This window comes from Croceicoccus naphthovorans, assembly GCF_001028705.1.
Lineage (GTDB): Bacteria > Pseudomonadota > Alphaproteobacteria > Sphingomonadales > Sphingomonadaceae > Croceicoccus > Croceicoccus naphthovorans.
Genome location: NZ_CP011770.1, coordinates 851,236 through 873,206, shown reverse-complemented (window position 1 = coordinate 873,206; position 21,971 = coordinate 851,236). Strand labels below are relative to the sequence as shown.

The 21,971-nt window shown below is 60.2% G+C and carries 23 protein-coding genes and 2 pseudogenes; 15 read left to right on the top strand and 10 right to left on the bottom strand.

The genetic code is table 11. The features are described 5' to 3' along the window. Positions 1 to 17: 17 nt before the first annotated feature. Positions 18 to 929 (bottom strand): annotated as a pseudogene (locus tag AB433_RS04520) (IS3 family transposase); the annotation flags it as partial. A 58-nt stretch (positions 930 to 987) separates the two neighbouring features. Here AB433_RS04520 and AB433_RS04510 point away from each other — a divergent pair. After that, positions 988 to 2,159, top strand: a protein-coding gene (locus AB433_RS04510; protein WP_156170623.1) for an IS3 family transposase whose coding sequence is annotated in 2 segments (ribosomal slippage) — positions 988 to 1,240 and positions 1,240 to 2,159 — 1,173 coding nt in all. Because the reading frame shifts where the segments join, the coding sequence is not laid out codon by codon here. A 256-nt stretch (positions 2,160 to 2,415) separates the two neighbouring features. Here the strand turns inward: AB433_RS04510 and AB433_RS04505 are convergent. Continuing rightward, complete coding sequence (locus AB433_RS04505) at positions 2,416 to 3,123, bottom strand: HPP family protein (protein WP_245626582.1); 708 nt, start codon at positions 3,121 to 3,123, stop codon at positions 2,416 to 2,418. A 242-nt stretch (positions 3,124 to 3,365) separates the two neighbouring features. Further along, positions 3,366 to 3,782: an Rrf2 family transcriptional regulator gene (locus AB433_RS04500; protein WP_047820103.1), complete on the bottom strand. Its 417-nt coding sequence runs from the start codon at positions 3,780 to 3,782 to the stop codon at positions 3,366 to 3,368. 155 nt (positions 3,783 to 3,937) lie between these two features. On the opposite strand from AB433_RS04500, the gene AB433_RS04495 reads away from it, so the two are divergent. From AB433_RS04495 to AB433_RS04480, 4 genes are read left to right on the top strand one after another with little or no spacing between them, the layout of a single operon-like run. Beyond that, positions 3,938 to 4,303 carry a group III truncated hemoglobin gene (locus AB433_RS04495; RefSeq protein ID WP_047823294.1) on the top strand — a complete coding sequence of 122 codons (366 nt, stop codon included), beginning with the start codon at positions 3,938 to 3,940 and terminating at the stop codon, positions 4,301 to 4,303. 2 nt (positions 4,304 to 4,305) lie between these two features. Next, on the top strand, positions 4,306 to 4,584 hold the full coding sequence (locus AB433_RS04490; protein ID WP_047823292.1) for a TehB family protein: 279 nt from the start codon (positions 4,306 to 4,308) through the stop codon (positions 4,582 to 4,584). A gap of 47 nt (positions 4,585 to 4,631) precedes the next feature. Further along, complete coding sequence (gene hmpA, locus AB433_RS04485; protein ID WP_047820102.1) at positions 4,632 to 5,843, top strand: NO-inducible flavohemoprotein; 1,212 nt, start codon at positions 4,632 to 4,634, stop codon at positions 5,841 to 5,843. An 11-nt stretch (positions 5,844 to 5,854) separates the two neighbouring features. Beyond that, positions 5,855 to 6,319 (top strand): membrane protein, encoded by a 465-nt coding sequence (locus AB433_RS04480; RefSeq protein WP_047820101.1) that lies wholly within the window; start codon positions 5,855 to 5,857, stop codon positions 6,317 to 6,319. Positions 6,320 to 6,358: 39 nt separating this feature from the next. Here the strand turns inward: AB433_RS04480 and rnk are convergent, their stop codons facing one another. The 3 genes from rnk to AB433_RS04465 form a co-directional block, all read right to left on the bottom strand. Next, positions 6,359 to 6,745 (bottom strand): nucleoside diphosphate kinase regulator, encoded by a 387-nt coding sequence (rnk, locus tag AB433_RS04475; RefSeq protein ID WP_245626581.1) that lies wholly within the window; start codon positions 6,743 to 6,745, stop codon positions 6,359 to 6,361. Between the two features lie 396 nt (positions 6,746 to 7,141). Continuing rightward, positions 7,142 to 8,179, bottom strand: a complete 1,038-nt coding sequence (locus tag AB433_RS04470) for a rod shape-determining protein (RefSeq protein ID WP_047820099.1) — start codon at positions 8,177 to 8,179, stop codon at positions 7,142 to 7,144. 175 nt (positions 8,180 to 8,354) lie between these two features. Continuing rightward, entirely contained in the window at positions 8,355 to 9,293 is a 939-nt protein-coding gene (locus tag AB433_RS04465) for a DMT family transporter (protein WP_053058977.1), read from the bottom strand. 159 nt (positions 9,294 to 9,452) lie between these two features. Between AB433_RS04465 and AB433_RS04460 the strand changes: the two genes are divergently transcribed. Beyond that, positions 9,453 to 9,842: a YybH family protein gene (locus AB433_RS04460; protein ID WP_047820097.1), complete on the top strand. Its 390-nt coding sequence runs from the start codon at positions 9,453 to 9,455 to the stop codon at positions 9,840 to 9,842. Between the two features lie 81 nt (positions 9,843 to 9,923). On the opposite strand, the gene AB433_RS04455 is transcribed toward AB433_RS04460, so the two are convergent. From AB433_RS04455 to AB433_RS04445, 3 genes are read right to left on the bottom strand one after another with little or no spacing between them, the layout of a single operon-like run. Continuing rightward, on the bottom strand, positions 9,924 to 10,307 hold the full coding sequence (locus AB433_RS04455) for a hypothetical protein (protein WP_221403538.1): 384 nt from the start codon (positions 10,305 to 10,307) through the stop codon (positions 9,924 to 9,926). A 23-nt stretch (positions 10,308 to 10,330) separates the two neighbouring features. Beyond that, positions 10,331 to 10,981 (bottom strand): carbonic anhydrase, encoded by a 651-nt coding sequence (locus AB433_RS04450; protein ID WP_047820096.1) that lies wholly within the window; start codon positions 10,979 to 10,981, stop codon positions 10,331 to 10,333. 5 nt (positions 10,982 to 10,986) lie between these two features. Next, positions 10,987 to 11,628, bottom strand: a complete 642-nt coding sequence (locus AB433_RS04445; RefSeq protein WP_047820095.1) for a peroxiredoxin — start codon at positions 11,626 to 11,628, stop codon at positions 10,987 to 10,989. Between the two features lie 242 nt (positions 11,629 to 11,870). Here AB433_RS04445 and AB433_RS04440 point away from each other — a divergent pair, with 242 nt between their 5' ends. The 4 genes from AB433_RS04440 (at position 11,871) to AB433_RS04420 (ending at position 14,687) form a co-directional block, all read left to right on the top strand. Beyond that, positions 11,871 to 12,191: a DMT family transporter gene (locus AB433_RS04440; protein WP_047820094.1), complete on the top strand. Its 321-nt coding sequence runs from the start codon at positions 11,871 to 11,873 to the stop codon at positions 12,189 to 12,191. Between the two features lie 498 nt (positions 12,192 to 12,689). Further along, positions 12,690 to 13,538, top strand: a complete 849-nt coding sequence (locus tag AB433_RS04430) for a LysR family transcriptional regulator (RefSeq protein ID WP_047820093.1) — start codon at positions 12,690 to 12,692, stop codon at positions 13,536 to 13,538. Then, complete coding sequence (locus AB433_RS04425; RefSeq protein ID WP_047820092.1) at positions 13,535 to 14,026, top strand: DUF6306 domain-containing protein; 492 nt, start codon at positions 13,535 to 13,537, stop codon at positions 14,024 to 14,026. The genes AB433_RS04430 and AB433_RS04425 overlap by 4 nt, the downstream gene beginning before the upstream one ends. A 43-nt stretch (positions 14,027 to 14,069) precedes the next feature. Continuing rightward, the gene (locus AB433_RS04420; RefSeq protein ID WP_047820091.1) at positions 14,070 to 14,687 is read left to right on the top strand and encodes a trimeric intracellular cation channel family protein; all 618 of its coding nucleotides are present in this window, start codon (positions 14,070 to 14,072) and stop codon (positions 14,685 to 14,687) included. A gap of 81 nt (positions 14,688 to 14,768) precedes the next feature. Here the strand turns inward: AB433_RS04420 and AB433_RS04415 are convergent, their stop codons facing one another. Then, complete coding sequence (locus AB433_RS04415) at positions 14,769 to 16,586, bottom strand: chloride channel protein (RefSeq protein WP_047820090.1); 1,818 nt, start codon at positions 16,584 to 16,586, stop codon at positions 14,769 to 14,771. Between the two features lie 75 nt (positions 16,587 to 16,661). On the opposite strand from AB433_RS04415, the gene AB433_RS04410 reads away from it, so the two are divergent. The 5 genes and pseudogenes from AB433_RS04410 (at position 16,662) to metB (ending at position 21,971) form a co-directional block, all read left to right on the top strand. Beyond that, complete coding sequence (locus tag AB433_RS04410) at positions 16,662 to 17,078, top strand: MarR family winged helix-turn-helix transcriptional regulator (protein WP_047820089.1); 417 nt, start codon at positions 16,662 to 16,664, stop codon at positions 17,076 to 17,078. Positions 17,079 to 17,265: 187 nt separating this feature from the next. Beyond that, positions 17,266 to 19,062: an assimilatory sulfite reductase (NADPH) flavoprotein subunit gene (locus AB433_RS04405; protein WP_047820088.1), complete on the top strand. Its 1,797-nt coding sequence runs from the start codon at positions 17,266 to 17,268 to the stop codon at positions 19,060 to 19,062. 11 nt (positions 19,063 to 19,073) lie between these two features. After that, positions 19,074 to 20,017 (top strand): annotated as a pseudogene (locus AB433_RS21195) (assimilatory sulfite reductase (NADPH) hemoprotein subunit); the annotation flags it as partial. A gap of 48 nt (positions 20,018 to 20,065) precedes the next feature. Continuing rightward, a complete protein-coding gene (locus tag AB433_RS21190) occupies positions 20,066 to 20,788 on the top strand; it encodes an assimilatory sulfite reductase (NADPH) hemoprotein subunit (protein ID WP_425389120.1) in 723 nt (240 codons plus the stop codon). After that, positions 20,781 to 21,971, top strand: coding sequence for a cystathionine gamma-synthase (gene metB / locus AB433_RS04395; protein ID WP_047820087.1), 1,191 nt, complete (start codon positions 20,781 to 20,783; stop codon positions 21,969 to 21,971). The genes AB433_RS21190 and metB overlap by 8 nt, the downstream gene beginning before the upstream one ends.

Below are 21,971 nucleotides of genomic sequence, written 5' to 3'. Positions count from 1 at the left end.
CTGGTCCGGTTGTGTAGTTAGTTGATCTGCGCCTCTGATGCCAGCGTGGGCGGGAGGCGGAGCGTAGCGGAGCCGAGCGGCCAGGCTGGCATCTTGATCGTCTCCGGGGCCGGTGGTCGATATCCGAGACTGCTGTGGGGCCGTGCTCGGTTGTAATGATCGCGCCACCAGCCGGTGACGATCCGCACCTCCTCAAGGCTGTAGAAGATTTCGCCGTTGAGCAGTTCATCTCGCAGACGGGCATTGAAGCTTTCGATATAGCCGTTCTCCCATGGGCTGCCGGGCTCGATATAGAGGGTAATGACGCCAAGCCTGCCGAGCCACTCGCGCACCGCATTAGCGACGAACTCGGGGCCGTTATCGGATCTGATATGCTCGGGCGGCCCATGCTCGATGAACAGATCGGTCAGCACGTCAATCACGTCGTTCGACCGGAAGCGCCGCAGCGGCACCATCGCCAGGCATTCCCGGCTGAACTCGTCGATAATGTTGAGCATTCGGAACTTGCGACCGTTGTGCGTCTGATCCTCGACGAAGTCGTAGGACCACACATGCCCGCGATGCTCCGGGCGCAGCCGGATGCACGATCCGTCGCCGAGCCAGAGCCGCCGCCGTTTCGGTTGCCGCTTCGGCACTTTAAGACCCTCCCGCCGCCAGATACGCTCAACCACTGACAGGCTGACCTGCCAGCCCGCCTGGCCCAGCAAGACATGGATGCGGCGATAGCCATACCGGCCATAGTCCTTGGCCAGCGCGATGATGTCGGCTGTTAGCCGCCGCTCGTCGGCATCATCCTTCGGTGGATGGCGCTGTGTCGAACGATGCTGGCCCAGAACACGGCAGGTCCGTCGCTCCGATACCGGCAACGCGCGACGGATCTGCTCGATCGCCTCACGGCGACGGGAGGGACTCAAAAAGTCATGACGTGACCCCCTGATTTTCCTCCAATTTGGATTAGAGTCCGGCCCTTACAGAAGGACGGACGAGATGAAGAGAACGAGGTTTTCCGAAGAGCAGATCATCGGTGTGCTGAAGGAGGCTGAGGCGGGTGCGAAGACCGCTGACCTGGCCCGGCGACACGGAGTGTCGGAAGCGACGATCTACAACTGGAAGTCGAAGTATGGCGGGCTGGAGGTGTCCGATGCCCGCCGACTGAAGGAGCTCGAGAGCGAGAACGCGAAGCTGAAGCGGTTGCTCGCCGATGCCATGTTGGACCAGGCCGCGTTGAAGGATCTTCTGGCAAAAAAGTTCTGACGCCCGCCGCCAAGCGGGAAGCTGTCGCTCATCTCCAGGCCTGCCACGGGATGAGCGAGCGGCGGGCGTGCCGTGTCATCGATGCTGATCGCAAGAGCGTGCGTTACCGTTCCACCCGGGACGATGACGCCGATCTGCGTGAGAAGCTGCGCGAGCTGGCCAACCAGCGTCGGCGGTTCGGCTATCGCCGTCTGCACATCCTGCTGCGCCGGGAGGGGATCATGATCAACCGGAAGAAGACCCAGAGGCTCTACCGTGAGGAAGGGTTGGCGGTCAGACGACGACGCAGTCGCAGGCGTGCTGTGGGCACGAGAGCACCTGCTCCGGTGCTGGCGCTGCCGAACCAGCGCTGGAGCCTGGACTTTGTTCACGACCAGATGGCTTCGGGAAGACGATTCCGGGTGCTCAACGTGGTCGATGATGTGACGAGGGAGTGCCTGGCAGCGGTGCCGGATACGTCGATCTCCGGGCGCCGTGTCGTGCGCGAACTGACTGAGCTGATCGCGCAGCGTGGCAAGCCCGGCATGATCGTCAGCGACAATGGCACCGAGCTCACCAGCAATGCGGTGCTGGCATGGTGTGGGGAGATCGGTGTGGAGTGGCATTACATCGCACCGGGAAGGCCAATGCAAAACGCTTACGTCGAGAGCTTTAATGGCCGCATGCGGGACGAACTGCTCAATGAGACTTTGTTCCTCAGCATGGCTCACGCCCGCGTCGAGATCGCTGCCTGGGTGGAGGACTACAACCGGGAGAGGCCGCATTCTTCCCTCGACTACGACACCCCGGCGGCGTTCGCCGCCAAACTGGATAAGCAATGGCCAGCTTCGCTACGCCCTACGGGCTCCGCTACGCAGCCCATTGCTTCAACCGCGCTCATGCGCAACAACGCGGTCCGGCTCTAATCCCAGCTGGGGGAAAGCTGGGGGTCACGTCATGCGCAGCCATTGATTTGCGACGCGCGTAGGTTGAAGAGTTCCCACATCTCCAGATCGATTGTGTGGGCAAGTGCCTGCTCAAGTGCGACCATGGCCTTGAAGCCGGCGGGAATGAGTGCGGATGGGTTGTCGAGGCGCGGTTTGGTCTGAGCTCGAAGTTTCCGCTAGTTAAGAGTAGAGCCTTGCCCCGTTTTGCTCTGCTCCCCAACTCTGGGACCGCTCGTCATGCGGCATTTCTCCATGCTGGCAACTGAGAGAGCCTCTTCGAACGATGTTCCTGTGCACGTGAAAAAATCGCATCAAGGTCGCCGCTCGTGACGTCGAACACTTCCCCAAGATCCGCCAAAGCAGACCGGATATCGTCTGGATGCAAGAGTTGCTCGTCTTGACCATGCGATGTGACTGGTAGGGCTTGATGAGGGTATGTGCGTCCAGTCAGGGAATGAAATGCCTTGGCGGCGATCACGAGTGCCAGGGAGTTCAGGGCCAAGCTGAGGAAAAGTGCCGCGAGCGAATCCTGATCGTGGTGATACGCCAACACCATGACCAATGCGCATGCTCCCCCCGGAGGATGTAATGACCGAGTGGCTGTCATTATCAAGATTGCACCGCCGACGGCGACCGCACTGGCAACCCCTGTGGATGTCACAAAGTGCGCAATAAGCAAAGCAATCAGCGCGGAAATGCAATTACCTCCCAAGACCGACCACGGTTGGGCCAAGGGACTGGAAGGTACTGCGAAGGCAAGTACCGCTGACGCCCCTATCGGGGCGATAAGCATGTACGATGACCCGATTTCATTATTGACGGCATAGGTGACGATGGCGACGAATAAAATTCCGCCAAATGCCCCCAGACTGGATAAGATCCGTCCGCTGATCGTCGCGCCAGCCATCCTTAACCGGAAGGGCATGGAGTCGATAAGCTTCAAGATACGCGATTGCTGCATGAAAGCGCCTTCGTGGAAACAATCGCGGATTGCGACAGATCAATTTGTCTCCGCCCTAAACCGCAGCTTCTTCGAACCGGAGCCTGACGATTCCGGTTGCATATGTCCGTTCATGATACTGGGTGTCAAACGGTTGGCCTCACCCCTCATGATTCGCTTTGGCGCTGAACATCTTTCAACAATTCCGGATGGCGCGAGGGAGACCGTCGCAGCGCCCGTCCGTTTCACAGGGACAATAAACGTGCCAGATTTCCCCGTTTCTTCATGAGGTCTGCGAGTGAATAGCTGTCGAGCACATTTAGAAAGGCAGTCACCGCTTCCCTGAGCACGCTTGTCATGCCGCAAGCGGGTGCAATCACGCAACTCGGGCAGTCGACGAGGTCGAATCCTTCCTCGGTGTGTCGGATAAGCGCACCTATGTTGATCTCTTTGGGCTGCTTGCCAAGACGGATGCCGCCGCCGCGTCCGCGGACACTATCTATATAGCCAGACCGGGCGAGGTCGTTGACCACTTTCATAAGATGATTCTGGGAAATGCGATAGGCTTGCGCGATCTCTGAGATCGAACATCTTCGGTCGGGCCGCGCGGCGAGATAGAGCAGTACGCGAATCGAATAATCTGTGAACAGCGTCAGCTTCATTTTCGCTCTATCAAACCTCTCAATCGATCCGTCGCATTAATATGCATTGTCGTTGCATCTTTCAAACGGCCTCTATAAATGCATCTTCAATGCATGAATGGAGTTGAGTCGTGACCAGCACCGCAAAGATTGACGAAGCAGGCCTCGCCCGATTGATGGACGCCTTCTATACGCGGGTGCGGGCGGACGCCGAACTCGGTCCGATCTTCAATGACGCCATTGATGACTGGCCCCACCATCTCGAAAAGCTGACCGCCTTCTGGTCATCGGTGATGCTCACCAGCGGGCGCTACAAGGGACAACCTGTTCCCGCGCATATGAAGCACAGGAGCAGGATCACGCCCGAACTGTTCGACCGCTGGCTCGGCTTGTGGAAGCAGGCGACCGATGAGCTGATGGAGCCGGTCGCGGCTCTCGCCCTCCAGGAGAAGGCTGCGCGGATCGCCGAGAGCCTGAAACTGGCCATGTTTTTTCGCTTGGATCGTCGGCCCGACGCGGGCGACAGCCGCAAGGTCGCATGACGATGGCCGACATCCGCCCATATCGGTCCACGCCGGTGTTCGACCAGGATACACTTCCGGCCGCCTTGCGCGCCCGCCACGATACCAAGGATGGCGTCTGGGGGCTGATCCGCGTCATCGAAGGAAAGTTGCAACTCACCTATCTCGATCCGCCTTCGGATGTCGTGCTGACACCTGACAAACCGGGCCTCATCCTGCCGCAACAGCCGCATTTCGTGACGCCGCTTGGCCCCATGAAGATGCAGGTCGATTTCTACGATCGGCAGCCGCCCGGCGGCTGATCCGCGCATTCCTTTTCCAGTTCCCAGTTCAATCACAGGAGATTTTGATGTCGCAGCCTCTCAGCGATCACACCATTGCGCTCGTCAAGGCGACCGTTCCAGCCCTCGAAGCCCACGGCCTCAACATCGTGCATGAGATGTATTCGCGCATGTTCCAGAACCCGGATATCCGCGACCTGTTCAATCAGTCGCACCACGGCGATGCGGGATCGCAACCGCGCGCGCTAACGGGCGCCATTCTGGCCTATGCCAGTAACATCGAGAATCTTGCAGCTCTCGCTCCCGCTGTGGAACGGATCGCGCAAAAGCATGTCGGCCTGCAGATTTTGCCCGAACATTACCCTCATGTCGGCGAGGCTCTGCTGGGTGCGATCAAGGCCGTGCTCGGCGATGCTGCGACGGAAGAGATACTGGAAGCCTGGGGCGAAGCCTATTGGTTCCTCGCCAACATTCTGATCGCGCGCGAAGAACGCATCTACACTGAGCAGAAAAAGACAGTCGGAGGCTGGAATGGCTGGCGCGACTTCCTGGTGGAAGAGGTCGTCCGGGAAAGCAACGTGATCAGTTCCTTCATCCTGCGCCCCGCCGATGGCGGACCGGTGATGGACCACAAGCCCGGCCAGTATCTGACCTTCTGGTTCGAAATTCCGGGGCATCCTCCCGTCAAACGCAATTACTCGATTTCCTCCGCGCCGAATGGCGAGAGCTACCGCATTTCTGTCAAACGCGAACCGCAAGGCCTGGCTTCGGGATGGCTGCATGACGAGGCGAAGGCCGGAACCATCCTGAAGGTCGCGGCGCCGGCTGGCGAATTCTTCCTCGGCGAACATAACGTGCGGCCGGTCGTGCTGCTGTCGGGCGGGGTCGGGCTTACGCCGATGGTGGCGATGCTCGAAGCTCTTGTGGCGAGCGGCGCTGAAGTCCCGGTGCAGTACATTCACGGGACGCACGACAGGGAAACGCATGCCATGCGTGGCCACATTCGCGTACTAACGGAGAACAGCAAGGCGGTGCAGGTTGTTGACTTCCACCAGACGCCGCTGGCCGACGAGGTGAAGGGCCTGGATTACGACGAAGCTGGGATCATCACCGATGAATGGCTTGTCGCCAATACGCCTGTTGCCGAGGCCGATTACTATATCTGCGGACCGCGGCCGTTCCTGCGCCATGCGGTTTCCACCCTGTCGCTGGCGGGCGTCGCGTCCGATCGCATCCACTATGAGTTCTTCGGACCTGCTGACGAACTGCTCGCCGCCTGACGGACTGACAAATGGACGACATCATCATAGCGCGCGCCATACACATCCTTTCGGTCCTCTTCTGGATCGGTGGAGTGGCGTTCGTCACGCTTGTGGTGATGCCGTCCATTCGCGGCTCGACCGCCCCGGATGACAGGCTTGCGGCATTCCACCGGATCGAGGGGCGCTTTGCGCCGCAAGCCCGGGTCTGGGTTGTGCTCGCCGGCGTCAGCGGCTTCTGGATGATCCATCGCGCGCAGATGTGGGACCGTTTCGCCTACCCGCAATTCTGGTGGATGCACGCAATGGCCGCGCTCTGGGCGATCTTCTTCGCGATGCTGTTCCTGGTCGAGCCGGTGTTTCTACACCGGCGCATGCAGAATTCGCCTGACCCGGGAAGGGATTTCAGGCGAATGGCTCGGCTGCACCGTATTCTGCTGCTGATCGCGGTGGTTACGGTTCTCGGCGCCACCGCGGGCAGCCACGGCCTGTTCTGACCAGCATCGGGGCCGCGGCCCGACCTGTTGGCAGGCGCATCAGTGCGCCACCTCTTCGTCGCAAGCGCTCTGATGTACCTTTACGATGGTGAGCTTGCGCTCATGTCCCACACGGTCCGGCCAGAGAATGGACTGGCCCTCACGCAGGCCGATCAGTCCGGCGCCAATCGGCGTCAGAATGGATATCCGATTTGCCGCGATATCGGCATGTCTGGGATAGACCAGCTGCACGATCCGTGTTGCACCGCTCGCTTCGTCGACGAATTCCACCTGGGCATTCATGGTGACGACGTCCATGGATATCCGCCCGGCGCTGTGAACTTTCGCGCGCGCGATTTCCTCAAGTAGAAGTTCGCTGACCTGTGGCAGGCGTTCCTGTGCGCCGATGGCCAAGTCGGTCAGAATATCGGCTTCGGTGTCAATCATGTGGATGGGCGGCCGCTTTGGCGCCGTTTTGCGTGTCATGGTGATGGCTTTCCCGGGATGGGCGCACTGGACTGCGTGTCCAATGCAAGGTTCTGGCGAGTTCTGCCCCGAGTTCAGGGCGTACCGCGCCGGAACCCGGGGTTACATGCCCATGAGAAGCTGTCCGCCGAGATGACGAAAACGCAAAGAGGAAGCCTTGAACTGCATTGCCGCAAAGATGGGATAGCCCTCCCAAGAAGTCAATTGTGGCCGAATGAACGCGATAGCGGCTAGACGTTCATCCAGCAGCCATTGCGAAGCGAAAAGTAGTTTGTAGCCGTCCGAGAGGGTCCGTTCTCGACGCGCTCCCCGGAAGGGATAGGGGCGAGATAGTTAGAGGCAGCCGGCAGTGATTAATTAACCTGCCATCAGGGTTTCGAGCCCTCTTGATACGCACAGAGCTTCATCGTTGACCGCCTCTATCGGAAGCCCGGTATCGTTTGTAATCATTTCGGACAGCAGTGAGATTGAGGCACAGCCGCCCGTAGCAATGATGCTGCCGGTTAGAAGATCCGCAGCAAGATCAGGCTTGATTGTGGCGAGGACGCCTCGGGTTGCTTCGACAATCGGAACCAGATGCTTTTTGAATACCGGCTGGAACTCCGCAGATGGTAGCAGCCGGGTAGCGGGTAAACCCGTCCGCAGATCCCTTCCTTTGATTTCGACCATATGATTAGAAGGGTCGGCACCAATTCCGGAAGAATCGCCTACTCGCAGAGAAATTTTTCGGCTGATGGCGTGCTTGAGCCGTTCGGCGGTCCGCAGGCCGATCAGAAATTGATGCCTGGCACGCATATGTTCGATCAGTGCCTCGTCGAGCGACTGACCTCCTCCGCGCACGGAGCGAATAAGACATTCGCCATCGATCGAGAACACGGCAATCTCAGTGGTCCCAGCGCCGCATTCAATGATCATCGATGCTCGTGCAGCACCGATGTCTAAACCGGCACCGACTGCAGCGGCGTATGTCTCTTTCACAAGACTGATCCTGCCAAAACCCGCATCGCTGAGCACCGTGCGCAGGGCAGAAGCTTCTGCTTTCGTAGCATCTGCCGGTATGCCGACCATCGCGCTTGGACGGCCGAGCCGCAAACGCCCCATAACGGTTTTCACGACATACTGCAGATATACGCTGGCGGCGCCCAGATCCTGCACGACGCCGCGCGCCAGAGGGCGCCGGATATGTAGCCCATCAGAGACACGATCAAGCATAGCGAATGCGTCGCTGCCGGCTGACACAAAAAGCTCTTTGCCGCCCTTGCTTGAGAAGCACGAGGCAGTGGGTTGTTCAAACACGATTCCGCCATTGCGAAGAACGACGCGGGTGTTTGCGGTCCCGAAATCTATCGCGATATCGGGTCCGCCTTGTCGCGAGGTTGAGAAAAACCGGAACATGCTACTCTCGATACAAGGGCTCACCTGCGATGTCGCCTGGAAACATTTGTATCCACGAATATCCTATGGGTTGCGGTGACCGGCGATCCAATTGGTCGACCAGGCGACGAATGAGGCTTAGCCCGATACGGAAGTCACTTGTCGCGGACCGGTACGGGTCTGCATAAGCCGCTCATCATATGCGCCCCGAGAGGTCAACCGGCTTCGCGGGAGCGGCCGCCAGAGGGGCTTGGCCGCGACCTGCCCAAAGGATGCCGCCCAGGATTAACGCCATGCCCGCGACATGGAACAGATAGAGTTCCTCTCCAAGCAACAGGATCGCCAGTCCGGCTCCGAGAAGCGGCAAGACGTTCATGTACATGCCGGTGGCAGCCGAACCGATTAACTCCACGCCGCGATTGAAGAAGAGATAAGCGATCAGCGAGGGGAAGATGCTCACATAGCCGATTGCCAGCCAACTACCTAACTGAGCGATGATCTGCCGGCCGGAAAGTATCTCCCATACATAAAACGGAGCGATGACGAGAATCCCGACCAGGAGCGTAACGGCAAACAGACTCAGCGGATGAAGAGTTGGCCGCCGCTGTAACATCACCGAATAAAGTGACCAGAATATCACCGCGGCGCCGATGATCAGATCGCCGGTATTGAGGCGAAGGTTCCACAGAATTGATAGATCGCCACGTCCGATGATCGTAACGACGCCCGCCAACGCCACGGTCGCACCGCAAAATTGCCGCCAGCCCGGCCGATCTCCCATAATGGCTGCGCCGATGAGCAGGATGAGCACGGGCTGGGCCGATTGGACCAGCATCGCGTTCAATGCGGTTGTGTCCTGCAATCCGGTATAGAGCAGCGTGTTGAACGCGCCGATGCCCAATATGCCAAGCAATATCAGAATGCGCGGATTTGCCAAGATGACGTCCTTGTCACGGCGAAGGTGCGGCCATGCAAATGGCAGGATGAGAACGAGGGCAATGCTCCAGCGCCAAAAGGCAAGCGCGACAGGCGGCACCAACTCGCGCGCGCCGCGCCCCACAATCGCGTTGCCAGCCCAGCACAACGCAGTGATGGTCAGAAGAATATAAGCCTTCGACCATAGGCTTTTCAGCAATAATATAGATCGATGGATCATTGCGGCCATTGCGAACTTTGTGATTGAATAATTGGAGACAGGAGCCGGTTAACAGCGGGAAGCCCATGGCAACACTAGTTTTTCTGGGTTGCTCGAATTACTGTTTAATCCGAGGCGTGTGCGTGGACGGAGATCAAAATGACGGAAGACGAACAGGCGATCAGACAGGTCGTCGCAACCTGGATGGAGGCAAGCCAATCGGGTGACACGGCTACCGTCCTTTCACTCATGACCGAAGACGTGATTTTCATGGTTCCCGGCCAAGTGCCATTTGGCCGAGAGGCATTCGAGGCAACCGCTGGTGAGTCCGATGGAGCGCGGCCGCAGATTGACGGGACGAACGACATCGTTGAGATGCAAGTCTTGGGAACCTGGGCGTTCACACGCAACCGTATCGACCTGACTATCACCTCGCCAACCGGCGAGACGGTGCAGCGCGCCGGGTACACCCTGACCTTGTTCCGAAAGGAAGCTGACGGAAGCTGGCGCCTTGCGCGTGATGCCAACCTGTTGATGCCAAAAAGCTGAAACCAGGGTCCGGAGAAGGTTGGAAGTCGAGCTTCAAATCGAGACCCTACCCTATCTTGTGATCGCTGGAGTTCCTGTATTTCAAGCCCGGGATGAATTTACATCGATCCTTGCCTTCAAGGCGGCAATGCAGATTGCTATTTCCCCGACCGCATGAATTCCGTCCCGCTCGCCATCGGCACCGCAGACCCTGGCGATGCCGCTGACTCCGTCTTCCAGCCAGCAGCCTGCCGGCACAAGTGTTGTCGCAGCGGCGCGCGAGCCCGAATAGCGCAGCGCCCGGACACGTGTGCCGTCGTTATGACGCCAGACTGCTGTATCCAACGCCGGCAGACTGGTGAGAGCTGGAAAGACGGCGCTTGCGATGATGGCGTCAAGCTGGCGATCGGCGGCGCTGGCGCCAGCGCACGCCCTAACGGCCGCATTCAAGGCGGACCGGTTGGGATTAATCACGTCGATTGCCAAAGATCCTTCTATCTCGGCTAAGGTTAGACATCAGGAGAGCCGCCTGGCGCTTTTTGAACCGGGGCGCAGACCTCGTGCAGCAGGCCATCGCCTATCGCATAGACCCAACCGTGAAGCGTGATATCGTGACCACCTGTCCACGCCTTCCGGATAATCGGATTGACGGCGAGGGTCGCAACCTGCGCAGCGACATTGGCTTCGCAAAGCGCTTCCGCGTCGCCGCGATCACCGGTCGGGCCGTGCACGTGGTCCCGGTACAGCCCGCGGATCGGCGAGAGCCAGCGCCCGATGTGATCGTCGGTCTCGCCATCCATCGCCGCCTGTATGCCGCCACACCCGTAATGACCGACAATCATTATGTGGCTGACCTCAAGAACCTCCACGGCAAATTGCAGCGCAGCCGCAAAACTGGGATCGTCCGCGACCGCCAGATTGGCGACGTTTCGATGAACGAACATCTCTCCGGGATCGAGATCGACAATCTCGGTCGCAGGCACCCGGCTGTCGGAGCAGCCTATCCAGAAATATCGCGGCCGTTGCTGACCAACCAGCCGGCTGAAGAACGTTGGGTCGACGCGGACTTTAGCCTCCGCCCAAGCGCGATTGCGGGCAAACAGTTTGCCGGAGCTGCTGTCCGTTTGGTTGACATCCGCATCCGGTGTGCCTTCGTCCAACGCAGCTAATTCCCGGATGCTTGCAGGTCGACCATCCGCAAATATGGCTTCAGGGTTCTGAACCCTTGCGGAAACTGGCGCTGGGCCTCCTCATCTGAAAGCTTGGGCGAAATCACGACCTCTTCGCCCGGCGACCAGTTGACAGGCGTTGCGACACTGCGCGTGTCGGTCAGTTGCAGGCTGTCGATGGCACGCAGGATCTCGGCGAAATTGCGCCCCGTGCTGGGTGGATAGGTCAAGATGAGCCGGACTTTCTTCGACGGATCGATCACGAATACCGACCGCACAGTGACGGTCGGATCGCTTTCGGGATGGATCATGTCATAAAGGGATGAAACCCGGGCGTCGGGGTCCGCAATCATCGGAAAATCCAGCGCCGCGCTCTGGGTTTCCTCGATGTCGAGTTCCCACTTGTGATGCGCCTCGACCGGATCGACCGAGAGGCCGATGGGCTTGACGTTGCGCTTGTCCCATTCGGGGCGCAGCTTCGCCACCTCGCCAAGCTCGGTGGTACAGACCGGCGTGAAATTCTTGGGATGACTGAACAGTACCCCCCAGCTCGAGCCGAGCCAGTCGTGAAAGCTGATACGGCCCTGTGTGCTGTCCTGTTCGAAATCAGGGGCGATTTGCCCGAGCTGGATGACCATTGGAAGACTCCTTCGTAAGCTTGGCACGCAATGTGAATTGGTCAGGTCTATCAAACAAGCGAATGTTATCTATAGTTGAACGCAAAGATATTGCTGTATTTTGCTCGCGCATCTGTGGTCAGCGAAGCCCCCATTGAAGCGCGTCACATCCGTTGCTATCTGCCCGGCGCGGCGACCACGTTCCCGCCTTCTGTCGAAGTGATCAAGTCCGGGACGGCCCGGCGGCACTATGGGAGGCTGCCGTGGCGTGGTTCGTTCTTGTTCTTGCGGGTCTATGCGAAATCGTCTGGGCCTATGCGATGAAGCAGTCAGCCGGGTTCACGCGCCCGTTGCCGACAGCGATCATGCTCGTCGCGATGCTCTTCAGCTTCGGCCTGCTCGCCTGGTCGATGCGGACCCTGCCGCTTGGCACGGCCTATACGATCTGGACGGGCATCGGTGCTGTCGGAGCGTTCATTGTCGGAGCAGTGGTGCTCGGCGAGCCGCTGGGATTGATGCGGATCGTTGCCGCTGTGCTGATCGTGAGTGGGCTCATCCTGATGAAGCTCGCGACTCCCGCTTAGATGCAGGCATTATTTCCGCCTTTTGAGGCGTTGGGCAGGCTTCCGGGATACCCGTTTGGCGTCCTTTCCGAGACGCGGGTCATGAGGCCATTCCTTATAGACACGATATATGTAAGCCCTCTGACCAATGCTCTTGTGCACCTGAATATAGGTCCGGCGTTCCTGCACAACGGCAACGATTGCTCCAAGCGGCACGGCAATCACGAAAATCAGCGCAGCTAAATGGAGCTCATCGCCTATCGCTCCCCTCTCGTGAAAGACATTGAGCCCGAGCGCACAGCCGATTGCAACCATCGCCAGCGATATGGCGAGGGACCAGGATTCCCGCGCCGATGGGCCCGGCTCCGGGCGCAATGGGCCTAGGAGCTTCATGAATATATCCGCGTCATGACGAGCTTATCAGTATGATCGCTGCCTCCTTGTCTGCGCATCTTCGTCCGGCTACTATCCATTCGGCAAACGAATATTATTGAGCGTTGATATGAAGGATTATGTTGCGTGGATATCGCTGTCGCCCGAACATTTCTTGAGGTAGTGAAAACCGGTAGCTTCGTTGGGGCAGCGGCCAATCTCAATCTCACCCAGACGGCCGTCAGCGCGCGTATCCGTGTTCTCGAAGAGCAACTCGACGGGCCTGTTTTTATTCGCAACAAAGCAGGCGCCAAGCTGACCCCAGCCGGTGAGCAGTTCCAGCGCTTTGCCACCACGCTGGTTCAGGTCTGGGCGCGCGCGCAGCGCGCTGTTGCCTTGCCGCCGGGCCGCGAGACTGTCATATCGGTGGGCGCCGAGCTCAGCCTATGGAATCCGCTTTTGCGGCATTGGCTCTTGTGGATGCGGCGCGAATGCCCCGAGATCGCGATCCGCACGCAGATCGATACGTCGGAGCGCCTGATGGGCCAGGTGCAGGATGGCTCTCTCGATCTTGCGGTCATCTACGCGGCCCCGAGTCGGCCCGGCGTCATCGCCGAACTGCTGTTCGAGGAAAAACTGGTGTTAGCCAGGACAACGCCAACGACAACCGAACTGAAGCCGCAAGATCATGTCGAGATCGATTGGGGGGACGAGTTCGCCGCCAACTATCACGCGGCTTTTCCTGATCAGCCCAATTCCGTGCTTTCGATCAGCTATGGCCCGTTGGCTCTGGAATACATCCTGGCCACCGGCGGCAGCGGCTATTTCCGCAAGGGGTTTATTCGCAGCTATCTTGAAGAAGGGCGGTTGACTCTGGTTCCCGGAAGCCCCGAATTTTCCTATTCCGCCTATGTAGTGCATTCCACGAAAGCGGATCCGGGCGTCATGGACCGCATTCGAGCTGGCCTTCATGACGCAGCGAAAATTGCGGTATGACGAACAAGCCTTCTTCTCCGGTCTGCTACGCCTCGGAAGCCTCCGATGCCTATATGGGTTATGCCGACCGCGACGAGATCCTGGCGGCACTCAACGAACTGCTCGAAGCCGAGCGCGCGGGTGCCGGTGTCGCGCTGGACAGCAGCAAGGCGAAGGATCCGGCAGGTTACACGGAATTGATGCGACACGTGCGCAAGGACGAGGCGCATTGGTGCGCCATGCTCACGCGGCAGATCAGGCGTCTTGGTGGTGCACCCTCGCGCAAGACCGGCGCCTTCCGCAGCAAAGCCATGGCCATTGCCGAACCGCTCGAGCGACTTGCATTTCTCAATCGCGGTCAGCTCTGGGTGGTCCGTAAACTTGAAAAGCTCATACTGCGCATTCGCGACGATGCTCTTCACGCGGAGCTCAAGGAGATGTCGGACAGGCACCGGGAGAATATCATCAAGGCGGAAACATTTCTGGAACGCCGCAAGATGGAGCAATAATGGCCCGCTAGGCGCAAGTTCGGTTCCAAATTGAGTGCATATCATGAATTTGCCGATCGAAAGTCTATTTGTGTGGCTGAACCTGGCTGGCATTTCCGTTTTTGCCGCTTCGGGAGCGCTCGCGGCCGCGCGCCAGCGTCTGGATTTTATTGGTGCGTGCTTTTTTGCCCTCATCACAGCTGCTGGCGGCGGGACCTTGCGGGACCTGCTGATCGATGCACCCGTTTTCTGGATGATAGATGCAAAGCCCGTCATCCTGTGCTGTATCGTCGCGGTCTTGGTGTGGGCCATCCCGCTACGCTGGTGGCCGGAGCGGGCGCTTGAATGGCTCGATGCTGCGGGGTTGGCCGCATTCTCGGTCTATGGAGCTGGAAAGGCGCTCGAGGCGGGTTTCCCGCCGGTTCCAGCAATCGCCGCAGGGGTCACTACCGCGTGTCTAGGCGGCATCATCCGTGATATAACCGCAGGCGTTCCTTCGGTATTGATGCGCAGGGAAATATACGTAACCGCAGCATTGTTCGCAGCATTCCTGTTCGTTCTTCTGACAACAATGAACGTGCCCGCGCCGTGGCCATCGGCTGCCGGGTTCCTCGCAGGTTTTGTATTGCGAGGCGCGGCGATCCGCTGGCAACTGACATTGCCTTCACACCGGGGGCACTGAGATTTTGGTTTCGCAGTCGCTTGTGATTGATCTTGTCCGAAGGGCGGCGAGAGCGTCAGACAAGGGGTAGGCAGTCACCAGTCACCCCGGCCCTGCCGATGTTCCTGTTTCATTGCGGTCAGCGATCCTAACGGCGCGACGTCCGACATGACGGCTCCGCCCCGTTTCCGCGATGCGGTTCGCGCTTCGGGCTTTGAGCAGATCTTGGCGCGAGAGAATGCCGATCACCTTGTGGTTTTCCCGCTCAATGATCGGAATACGCCCGATACCTGTTTCGATAATCAGATCGGCAACAACACCGCCCGGCGTGTCGGGATAGGCAACAGGTTGCTCCACGTCCGAGATGGCTTCGCCAAGTGTAATTCGACTTGGACTGTGATCCGCTTGCCAACGAAGGGCATCCGTACGCGACACGAGACCAACCAGTCGCCCTTCATGATCGACGACGGGATGGCTGCGATGACGGGCGTCCGCGGTGTAAAAATCGAGCGCATCCGAGACCGTCATAGTGGAAGGAAGAGTCTGCGGTGCTGGTGTCATCAGCTGTCCCGCCTGTAACAAATCGAGAGGATCGACCGTATATTCCTGCAAGATGTGCCGGCCACGACGGGCGATCTTCTCGGTGAGGATCGAGCGTCGCATCAGGAGCACGCTGACGGCATATGCTGTTCCAGCGGCCATTATGGTGCTGGGCAGAGCATCGAAATGACCGGTCAGCTCGGCAGCGAAGACCGCGCCCGTCATCGGCGCACGCATCGCGCCGCTCATGATACCAGCCATGCCGATCATCGCCCAGAACCCGGCATCGCCGGGCAGAAACGACCCGGCTAAGTAACCGGTCGCGCCACCAAGAATGAGGAGCGGCGCCAACACGCCGCCCGATGTCCCCGACCCGAGTGCCACCAACCATACGACCGCCTTCACAAACAACAGCGCGCCGACGACCCTGAGCGTCAGCGAGCCGCCCAGCAACGCATCGATGCTGGCATAACCGGCACCGAGCACATGAGCGTCGATCAGTCCACCAAGGCCTACGACGACCGCGCCGATCGCCGGCCACCACATCCAATGAACCGGCAGTTTGTGGAAGAGATCCTCGATCCGATAGAGCGAAGTGGACAGGAGGAGCGCCTCCAGACCCGTCAGAAGCCCGATTCCCGCTGACGCCAGCAAGGGCCAGCCCGTACCGGGCAGGGCGGCGATCATGGGAAACATCGGTCCTGCCCCGATGAGATACGGCCGCCAAGCGAAGGACACTATTGTCGCCACGACAACCGGCACAAAGCTGCGCGGCTTCCATTCGAACAGCAGTACCTCGACCGCAAGCAGAATGGCCGCGAGCGGTGTCCCGAAGATGGCCGTCATGCCGGCGGCTGCGCCGGCGACCAGCAGCGTCTTGCGCTCCGCGGCACTGAGATGGAAGCATTGCGCGAACAGCGATCCCAGGGCGCCGCCGGTCATGATGATCGGCCCCTCCGCGCCGAATGGGCCGCCGCTGCCGATCGAGATCGCGGACGATAGCGGCTTCAAGAGGGCAACCTTCAGCGACAGCCGGCTTTCGCCGAACAGGATGGTCTCGATCGCCTCTGGAATCCCATGTCCGCGGATCTTGTCCGACCCGAACCGGGCCATCAGGCCGACGATAAGACTGCCGATCACGGGTATGGCGATGACCATCAATCCAACCGAGGCATCGGTGATGAGGGCATGATCGGCGGACAGCCGGCCGAACCAGAAGAGGTTCGTGGCAACGGCGATCAGCTTGAGCAATATCCAGGCGCCCAGCGCGCCGCCCGTGCCGACGGCAAGCGCCATGAGTGCCAGGAGCGGCATGCGAAGATCGACACTATGATCTCCCAACTGGTGCGTTTCGACAACGCGGGGTGGCGTAAGCGACATTGAAAATTCTTGCCTTTCGAAGTTCGAAGGGGGCGGTTATATCGCATTGCGATATTTTTCAATCGGGACGATGCCATGACCGCGAAGGGCGCGCCGCTCACTGATGCAGACTACGCTGCACTGGCCTCGTTCCGGCATGCGATCCGGGAATTTCTCGGCTTCAGCGAGGCGCGCGCGGCCGATGTCGGACTGACGCCGCAGCAGCATCAGGCCTTGCTGGCAATCCGGGGAAGCGAGGCGGATCAGCCGACGATCGGCTATGTGGCCGAGCGGCTGGTTCTCAAGCCGCATAGCGTTACCGGGTTGATCGACCGTCTGGAGTCAATGGAGCTGGTAACGCGTCACGTAGCCGAGGACGATCGGCGGCGCGCCTTGCTGCAGCTTACACCAAGGGCCCATGATCTGCTGGCGGCGCTTTCGATGGCGCATCGCGAGGAAATTCGGCGAATACGCCCTCTGCTCAGCGACATACTTCATCATCTCGGCGAATGAATGCCGATAGACGAATAACAGCAATTATATTGCATTAAATATCCAATAACATTCGTTTGTCTTATGGCATGTCTTGCGGGACAATTGCGCCATTGAAGTGAATCGCCTCTGACCGCGCCCTTCGAGGATATTTATCGCTCGAGCCGCCGCGTTGCGACGAGTGCGCAATCGTCGAGGACAGACAGGAATGACGGCGAGAGACGTATCGGGGGTCGCCCTGACCCCTGAACAATGGCGATTGGTCGAAGAGCTCGTCCAATCGCTCGACCCGGCGCAAGCGTGCTGGCTCGGTGGTTATTTCACCGGGCTGGAGGCCGGCCTGCGATCGCCCCCGTCGCAGGCCGTGTCCCCCATGCAGAGCGTGGGTCGCAAGCTCACGATCCTTTATGGCACCGAAACCGGCAACGCCGCCGAACTGGCGCGTGCTCTGGAAACGGCGGCGAAGGGAAAGGGGCTCTCCTGCAACCACTCCGACATGGCCGACTACAAGGTGCGGCAACTCGCCCAGGAAGAGGACGTGCTGATTATCGTCAGCACCTATGGCGAGGGCGATCCTCCGCAACCGGCGACGGGCTTCTTCGAATTTGTCGAAGGGCGCAAGGCGCCAAAGCTTGAGGGCAAGCGCTTTGCCGTGCTGGCGCTGGGCGATTCCACCTACGAATTTTATTGCGAGGCCGGCAAGCGGCTCGACCGCAGGTTCGAGGAACTCGGTGGCGAACGGCTGGCGCCCCGCGTCGATTGCGACATCGATTATGAGGAAGCGGCCGAAGCCTGGACCCGGGCGATCATCGAACAGATTGGCGCGGAAGCGAAACTGGCAACGGTTCCCGCTGTTGCGGTGTCTTCGCCCGCTGCATCCACGGTAGTCCATGATAAGCGCAATCCATTCCCCGCGCCTGTCATCGACAATATCGCCATCGTCGGACGCGGATCGACCAAGGAGACCCGCCATATCGAGTTCTCGCTCGAAGGCTCGGGGCTGGCCTATGAGCCGGGAGATGCGCTTGGCCTCGCAGCGAGTAACGATCCGGCAGTCGTCGCGGCACTGATCGATATGCTGGCGCTGCAACCCGATGCCGAGTTCGAGCACAAGGGCCAGACAGTGAGGCTCGACGATGCCCTGACGCACCGTTTCGAGATCACCACCGCCACGCCGCGCTTTCTCGACTACTGGGCGCTGCTCAGCGAGGCCGACGCGCTGAAGCAGTTGCTGCAGGACGATCGCTCCGGCGACCGCTCGGTTTTCCTGCACACCCACCATATCATCGACATCATCCGCCGCTTCCCGGTGACGGACGTGATGCCGCAGGGCTTCGTCTCCGCCCTGCGCCCTCTGCAACCGCGTCTCTATTCGCTGGCCTCCAGCCTTGCTGCCACCCCGGACGAAGCGCATCTGACCGTGGCCCCGGTGCGCTATGACCTGCATGGCGAACCACGTTGCGGCGTGGCGACGGGCTTGCTTGCGGATCGCGCCGAGCCCGACACAGTGCTGCCGGTCTATATCCAGAGCAATCCGCATTTCCGCCTGCCGGGTGATGATGCTCCGATCATCATGATCGGTGCCGGCACCGGCGTCGCGCCATACCGGGCTTTCCTGCAGGAGCGGGAAGTGCGCGGGGCAGGAGGCAAGAGCTGGCTGTTCTTCGGTGAACGCAATTTCCGCACCGATTTTCTCTACCAAACCGAATGGCAGGGCTGGCTGAAAGACGGAACGCTCGGACGGATGGATGTCGCCTTCTCGCGCGACGGCAATGACAAGGTCTACGTGCAGCATCGCATGAAGGAGCAAAGCCGCGACATCTTCGCCTGGCTGGAGGAAGGCGCACACGTCTATGTCTGCGGCGATGCGACCAATCTGGCACCCGATGTCCACGAAGCTCTGATCGACATTGTCGTGAGCGAAGCCCGCACCGGCCGCGAGGCAGCGGAGGATTATGTCCGCTCGCTCCAGTCCGACCACCGCTATCAGCGCGACGTTTATTGAAGGCCCGACCCATGACGACCGACACCATCGACCGCAGCCGCGACCTCTCCCAGCCCCTCGAGCGGCTTGGGCCGGATGAGACCATGAAGGACAGGAGCGACTATCTGCGCGGCAGCATCGCCGAGGGCCTGCTCGACCGGATAACCGGAGCGGTGCCATCGGCCGACGATGTCAAGCTGATGAAGTTTCACGGTATCTATCAGCAGGACGACCGTGACCTGCGCGACGAGCGCCGCCGCCAGAAGCTGGAGCCCGCCTATCAATTCATGATCCGCGTGCGCCTGCCGGGTGGGGTCTGCAGCCCGGCGCAGTGGCTGAAACTCGATGAGCTTGCCCGCGCGCATGGCGGCGAGACCCTGCGCATCACGACCCGCCAAACCTTCCAGTTCCACTGGGTGCTGAAAGACAGTCTGCGGCCGATCATCCAGGGATTGCATGACACGCTGCTCGATACGGTCGCTGCCTGCGGCGACGACAGCCGCGGGGTGATGTGCACGGTCGATCCGCAAAGTTCTGAGTTCCACGCCGAGGTGGCGGCAATGTCCAAGCAGGTCAGCGACCATGTTATCCCCAAGACGCGCGCCTACCACGAAATCTGGTATGGCGACGAGCGCGTGGCTTCGTCCGGGCCGGAAGAACCCTTCTATGGCAGGACCTACATGCCGCGCAAATTCAAGATCGGCTTCGCGCTGCCGCCCTCCAACGATATCGACGTCTATGCGCAGGACCTGGGTTTCATTGCCATTGGCGGGTCAGATGGGCTGGATGGGTTCAATGTCGTCATCGGCGGGGGATGGGCCGCACCGATCAGGCGCCCGAAACCTATCCGCGCCTCGCCAGTCTCATCGGGTTCGTTCCGGCGGATCGCGTCATCGCCTGCGCCGATGCGGTGATGGCGGTCCAGCGCGACTATGGCGACCGCAAGGATCGCCAGCGCGCGCGTTTCAAATATACCATCGACGACAAGGGACTCGACTGGATCAAGGCCGAGATCGAGCAGAGGATGGGCGCGCCGTTCCAAGACGCGCGCACTTTCACCTTCACCTCGAACGGCGACAGCTATGGCTGGAATTCGACGCCGGACAGGCGCCATCACCGCACGGTCTTCATCCGCAGTGGCCGGCTCGACCTGAAGCTCCTCGATGCCTTCCGCGATATCGCGCGTATTCATCGCGGCACCTTCCGCCTGACGCCCAACCAGAATCTCATCATCGCCGGCGTTCGGACCGAGGACCGCGCCGCCATCGACGCTTTGCTGGCCGAACACGGGTTGGAGAAGGACAACGTTTCGCCATTTCGCCGCAATGCGATCGCCTGCGTTGCCTTGCCGACTTGCGGCCTCGCCATGGCCGAGAGCGAACGCTACCTGCCGACGCTGCTTGAGAAGATCGAGGCAATCCTCGACCGCCATGGGCTCGCTGACGAACCGATCACGCTTCGGATGAGCGGTTGCCCCAATGGCTGCTCGCGGCCCTATATCGCAGAGATCGGGCTGACGGGCCGTGCGCCGGGCAAGTATAATCTCTATCTTGGCGGCGGATTCCATGGCGAGCGTCTCAATCGGATGGTGCGCGAGAATGCTGGCGAGGCGGCGATTCTCGAAGATCTGGATGATGCACTCGGCCGCTATGCCCGCGAGCGTCAAGCAGGCGAGCATTTCGGGGATTTCACTATCCGCGCCGGCATTGTCCGCGCGGTGACGGAAGGGCGCCTGTTCAATGAGTGATCGCGGGAAGCCATCGCCCGATCCGGCGACCGTCGCGGCAGCCTTCGGCGTCGCGGAAGACATGGCCTATGGGGCTGTCGCGCCACCACTCTATATGTCGAGCACCTACGAATTCGCGGGCTATGATCAGCCACGGCTCTATGACTACGGCCGCGGTGGCAATCCAACGCGCGATCTTCTGGCAGAGGCGCTCGCAAAACTGGAAGGCGGCGCCAGCGCCGTCATCACATCGAGTGGTATGGCCGCGCTCGACCTTTTGGTCAGTCGGTTGGGGCCGGACGATCTGATCCTTGCCCCACATGATTGTTATGGCGGCACGATGCGTCTGCTCAAGGCGCGTGCGGACAGAGGGCACTGTTCGGTCCGCTTTGTCGATCAGTCGGATGATGCCGCGTTCGCGGCAGGCCTGGAGGAGGTGCCCGCTCTTGTTCTGATCGAGACGCCCAGCAATCCGCTGATGCGCGTTGTCGACATCGCTCCGCTGGCCGCAAAGGCGAAGCAGGCAGGCGCGGCGGTGGCCGTCGACAACACGTTCCTGTCGCCGGCGATCCAGCGTCCGATTTCCCTTGGCGCTGACTATGTGGTTCACTCGACCACCAAATATCTGAACGGTCATTCCGACGTGATCGGCGGCGCAATCATTGCCGCTGATCCAGATGGAGCGCAGGATCTCCGCCAATGGGCCAATATCGTGGGCAGTGCCGGCGCACCGTTTGATGCCTGGCTGACCCTGCGCGGGCTGCGCACTCTGTTCGCGCGCATGCAGGTCCAGCAGAGCAACGCCATGGCTGTTGCGACATGGCTCGAACAGCACCCGGCCGTCAGCAAGGTTCATTATCCGGGGCTGCTCACGCATCCGGGGCATGCAATCGCATCGCGCCAGCAGGACGGATTCGGCGCCATGCTGAGTTTCGAACTGACAGGCGGCGTCGATGCGGTTCGCCGTTTCATCGACCATGTGAAATTCTTCACCCTCGCGGAATCGCTCGGCGGTGTCGAAAGTCTCGTCGCGCACCCAGCGACGATGACACATGCCGACATGGGAGACGAGGCGCGGGCGGTCGCCGGTATCAATGACAGTCTGCTGCGCCTGTCGATCGGCCTCGAAGCCGAACAGGATCTGATCGCCGGACTCGAATGCGGACTGGCCGCGTGTGACCTGGGCGGGATGCAAGGAGGATGA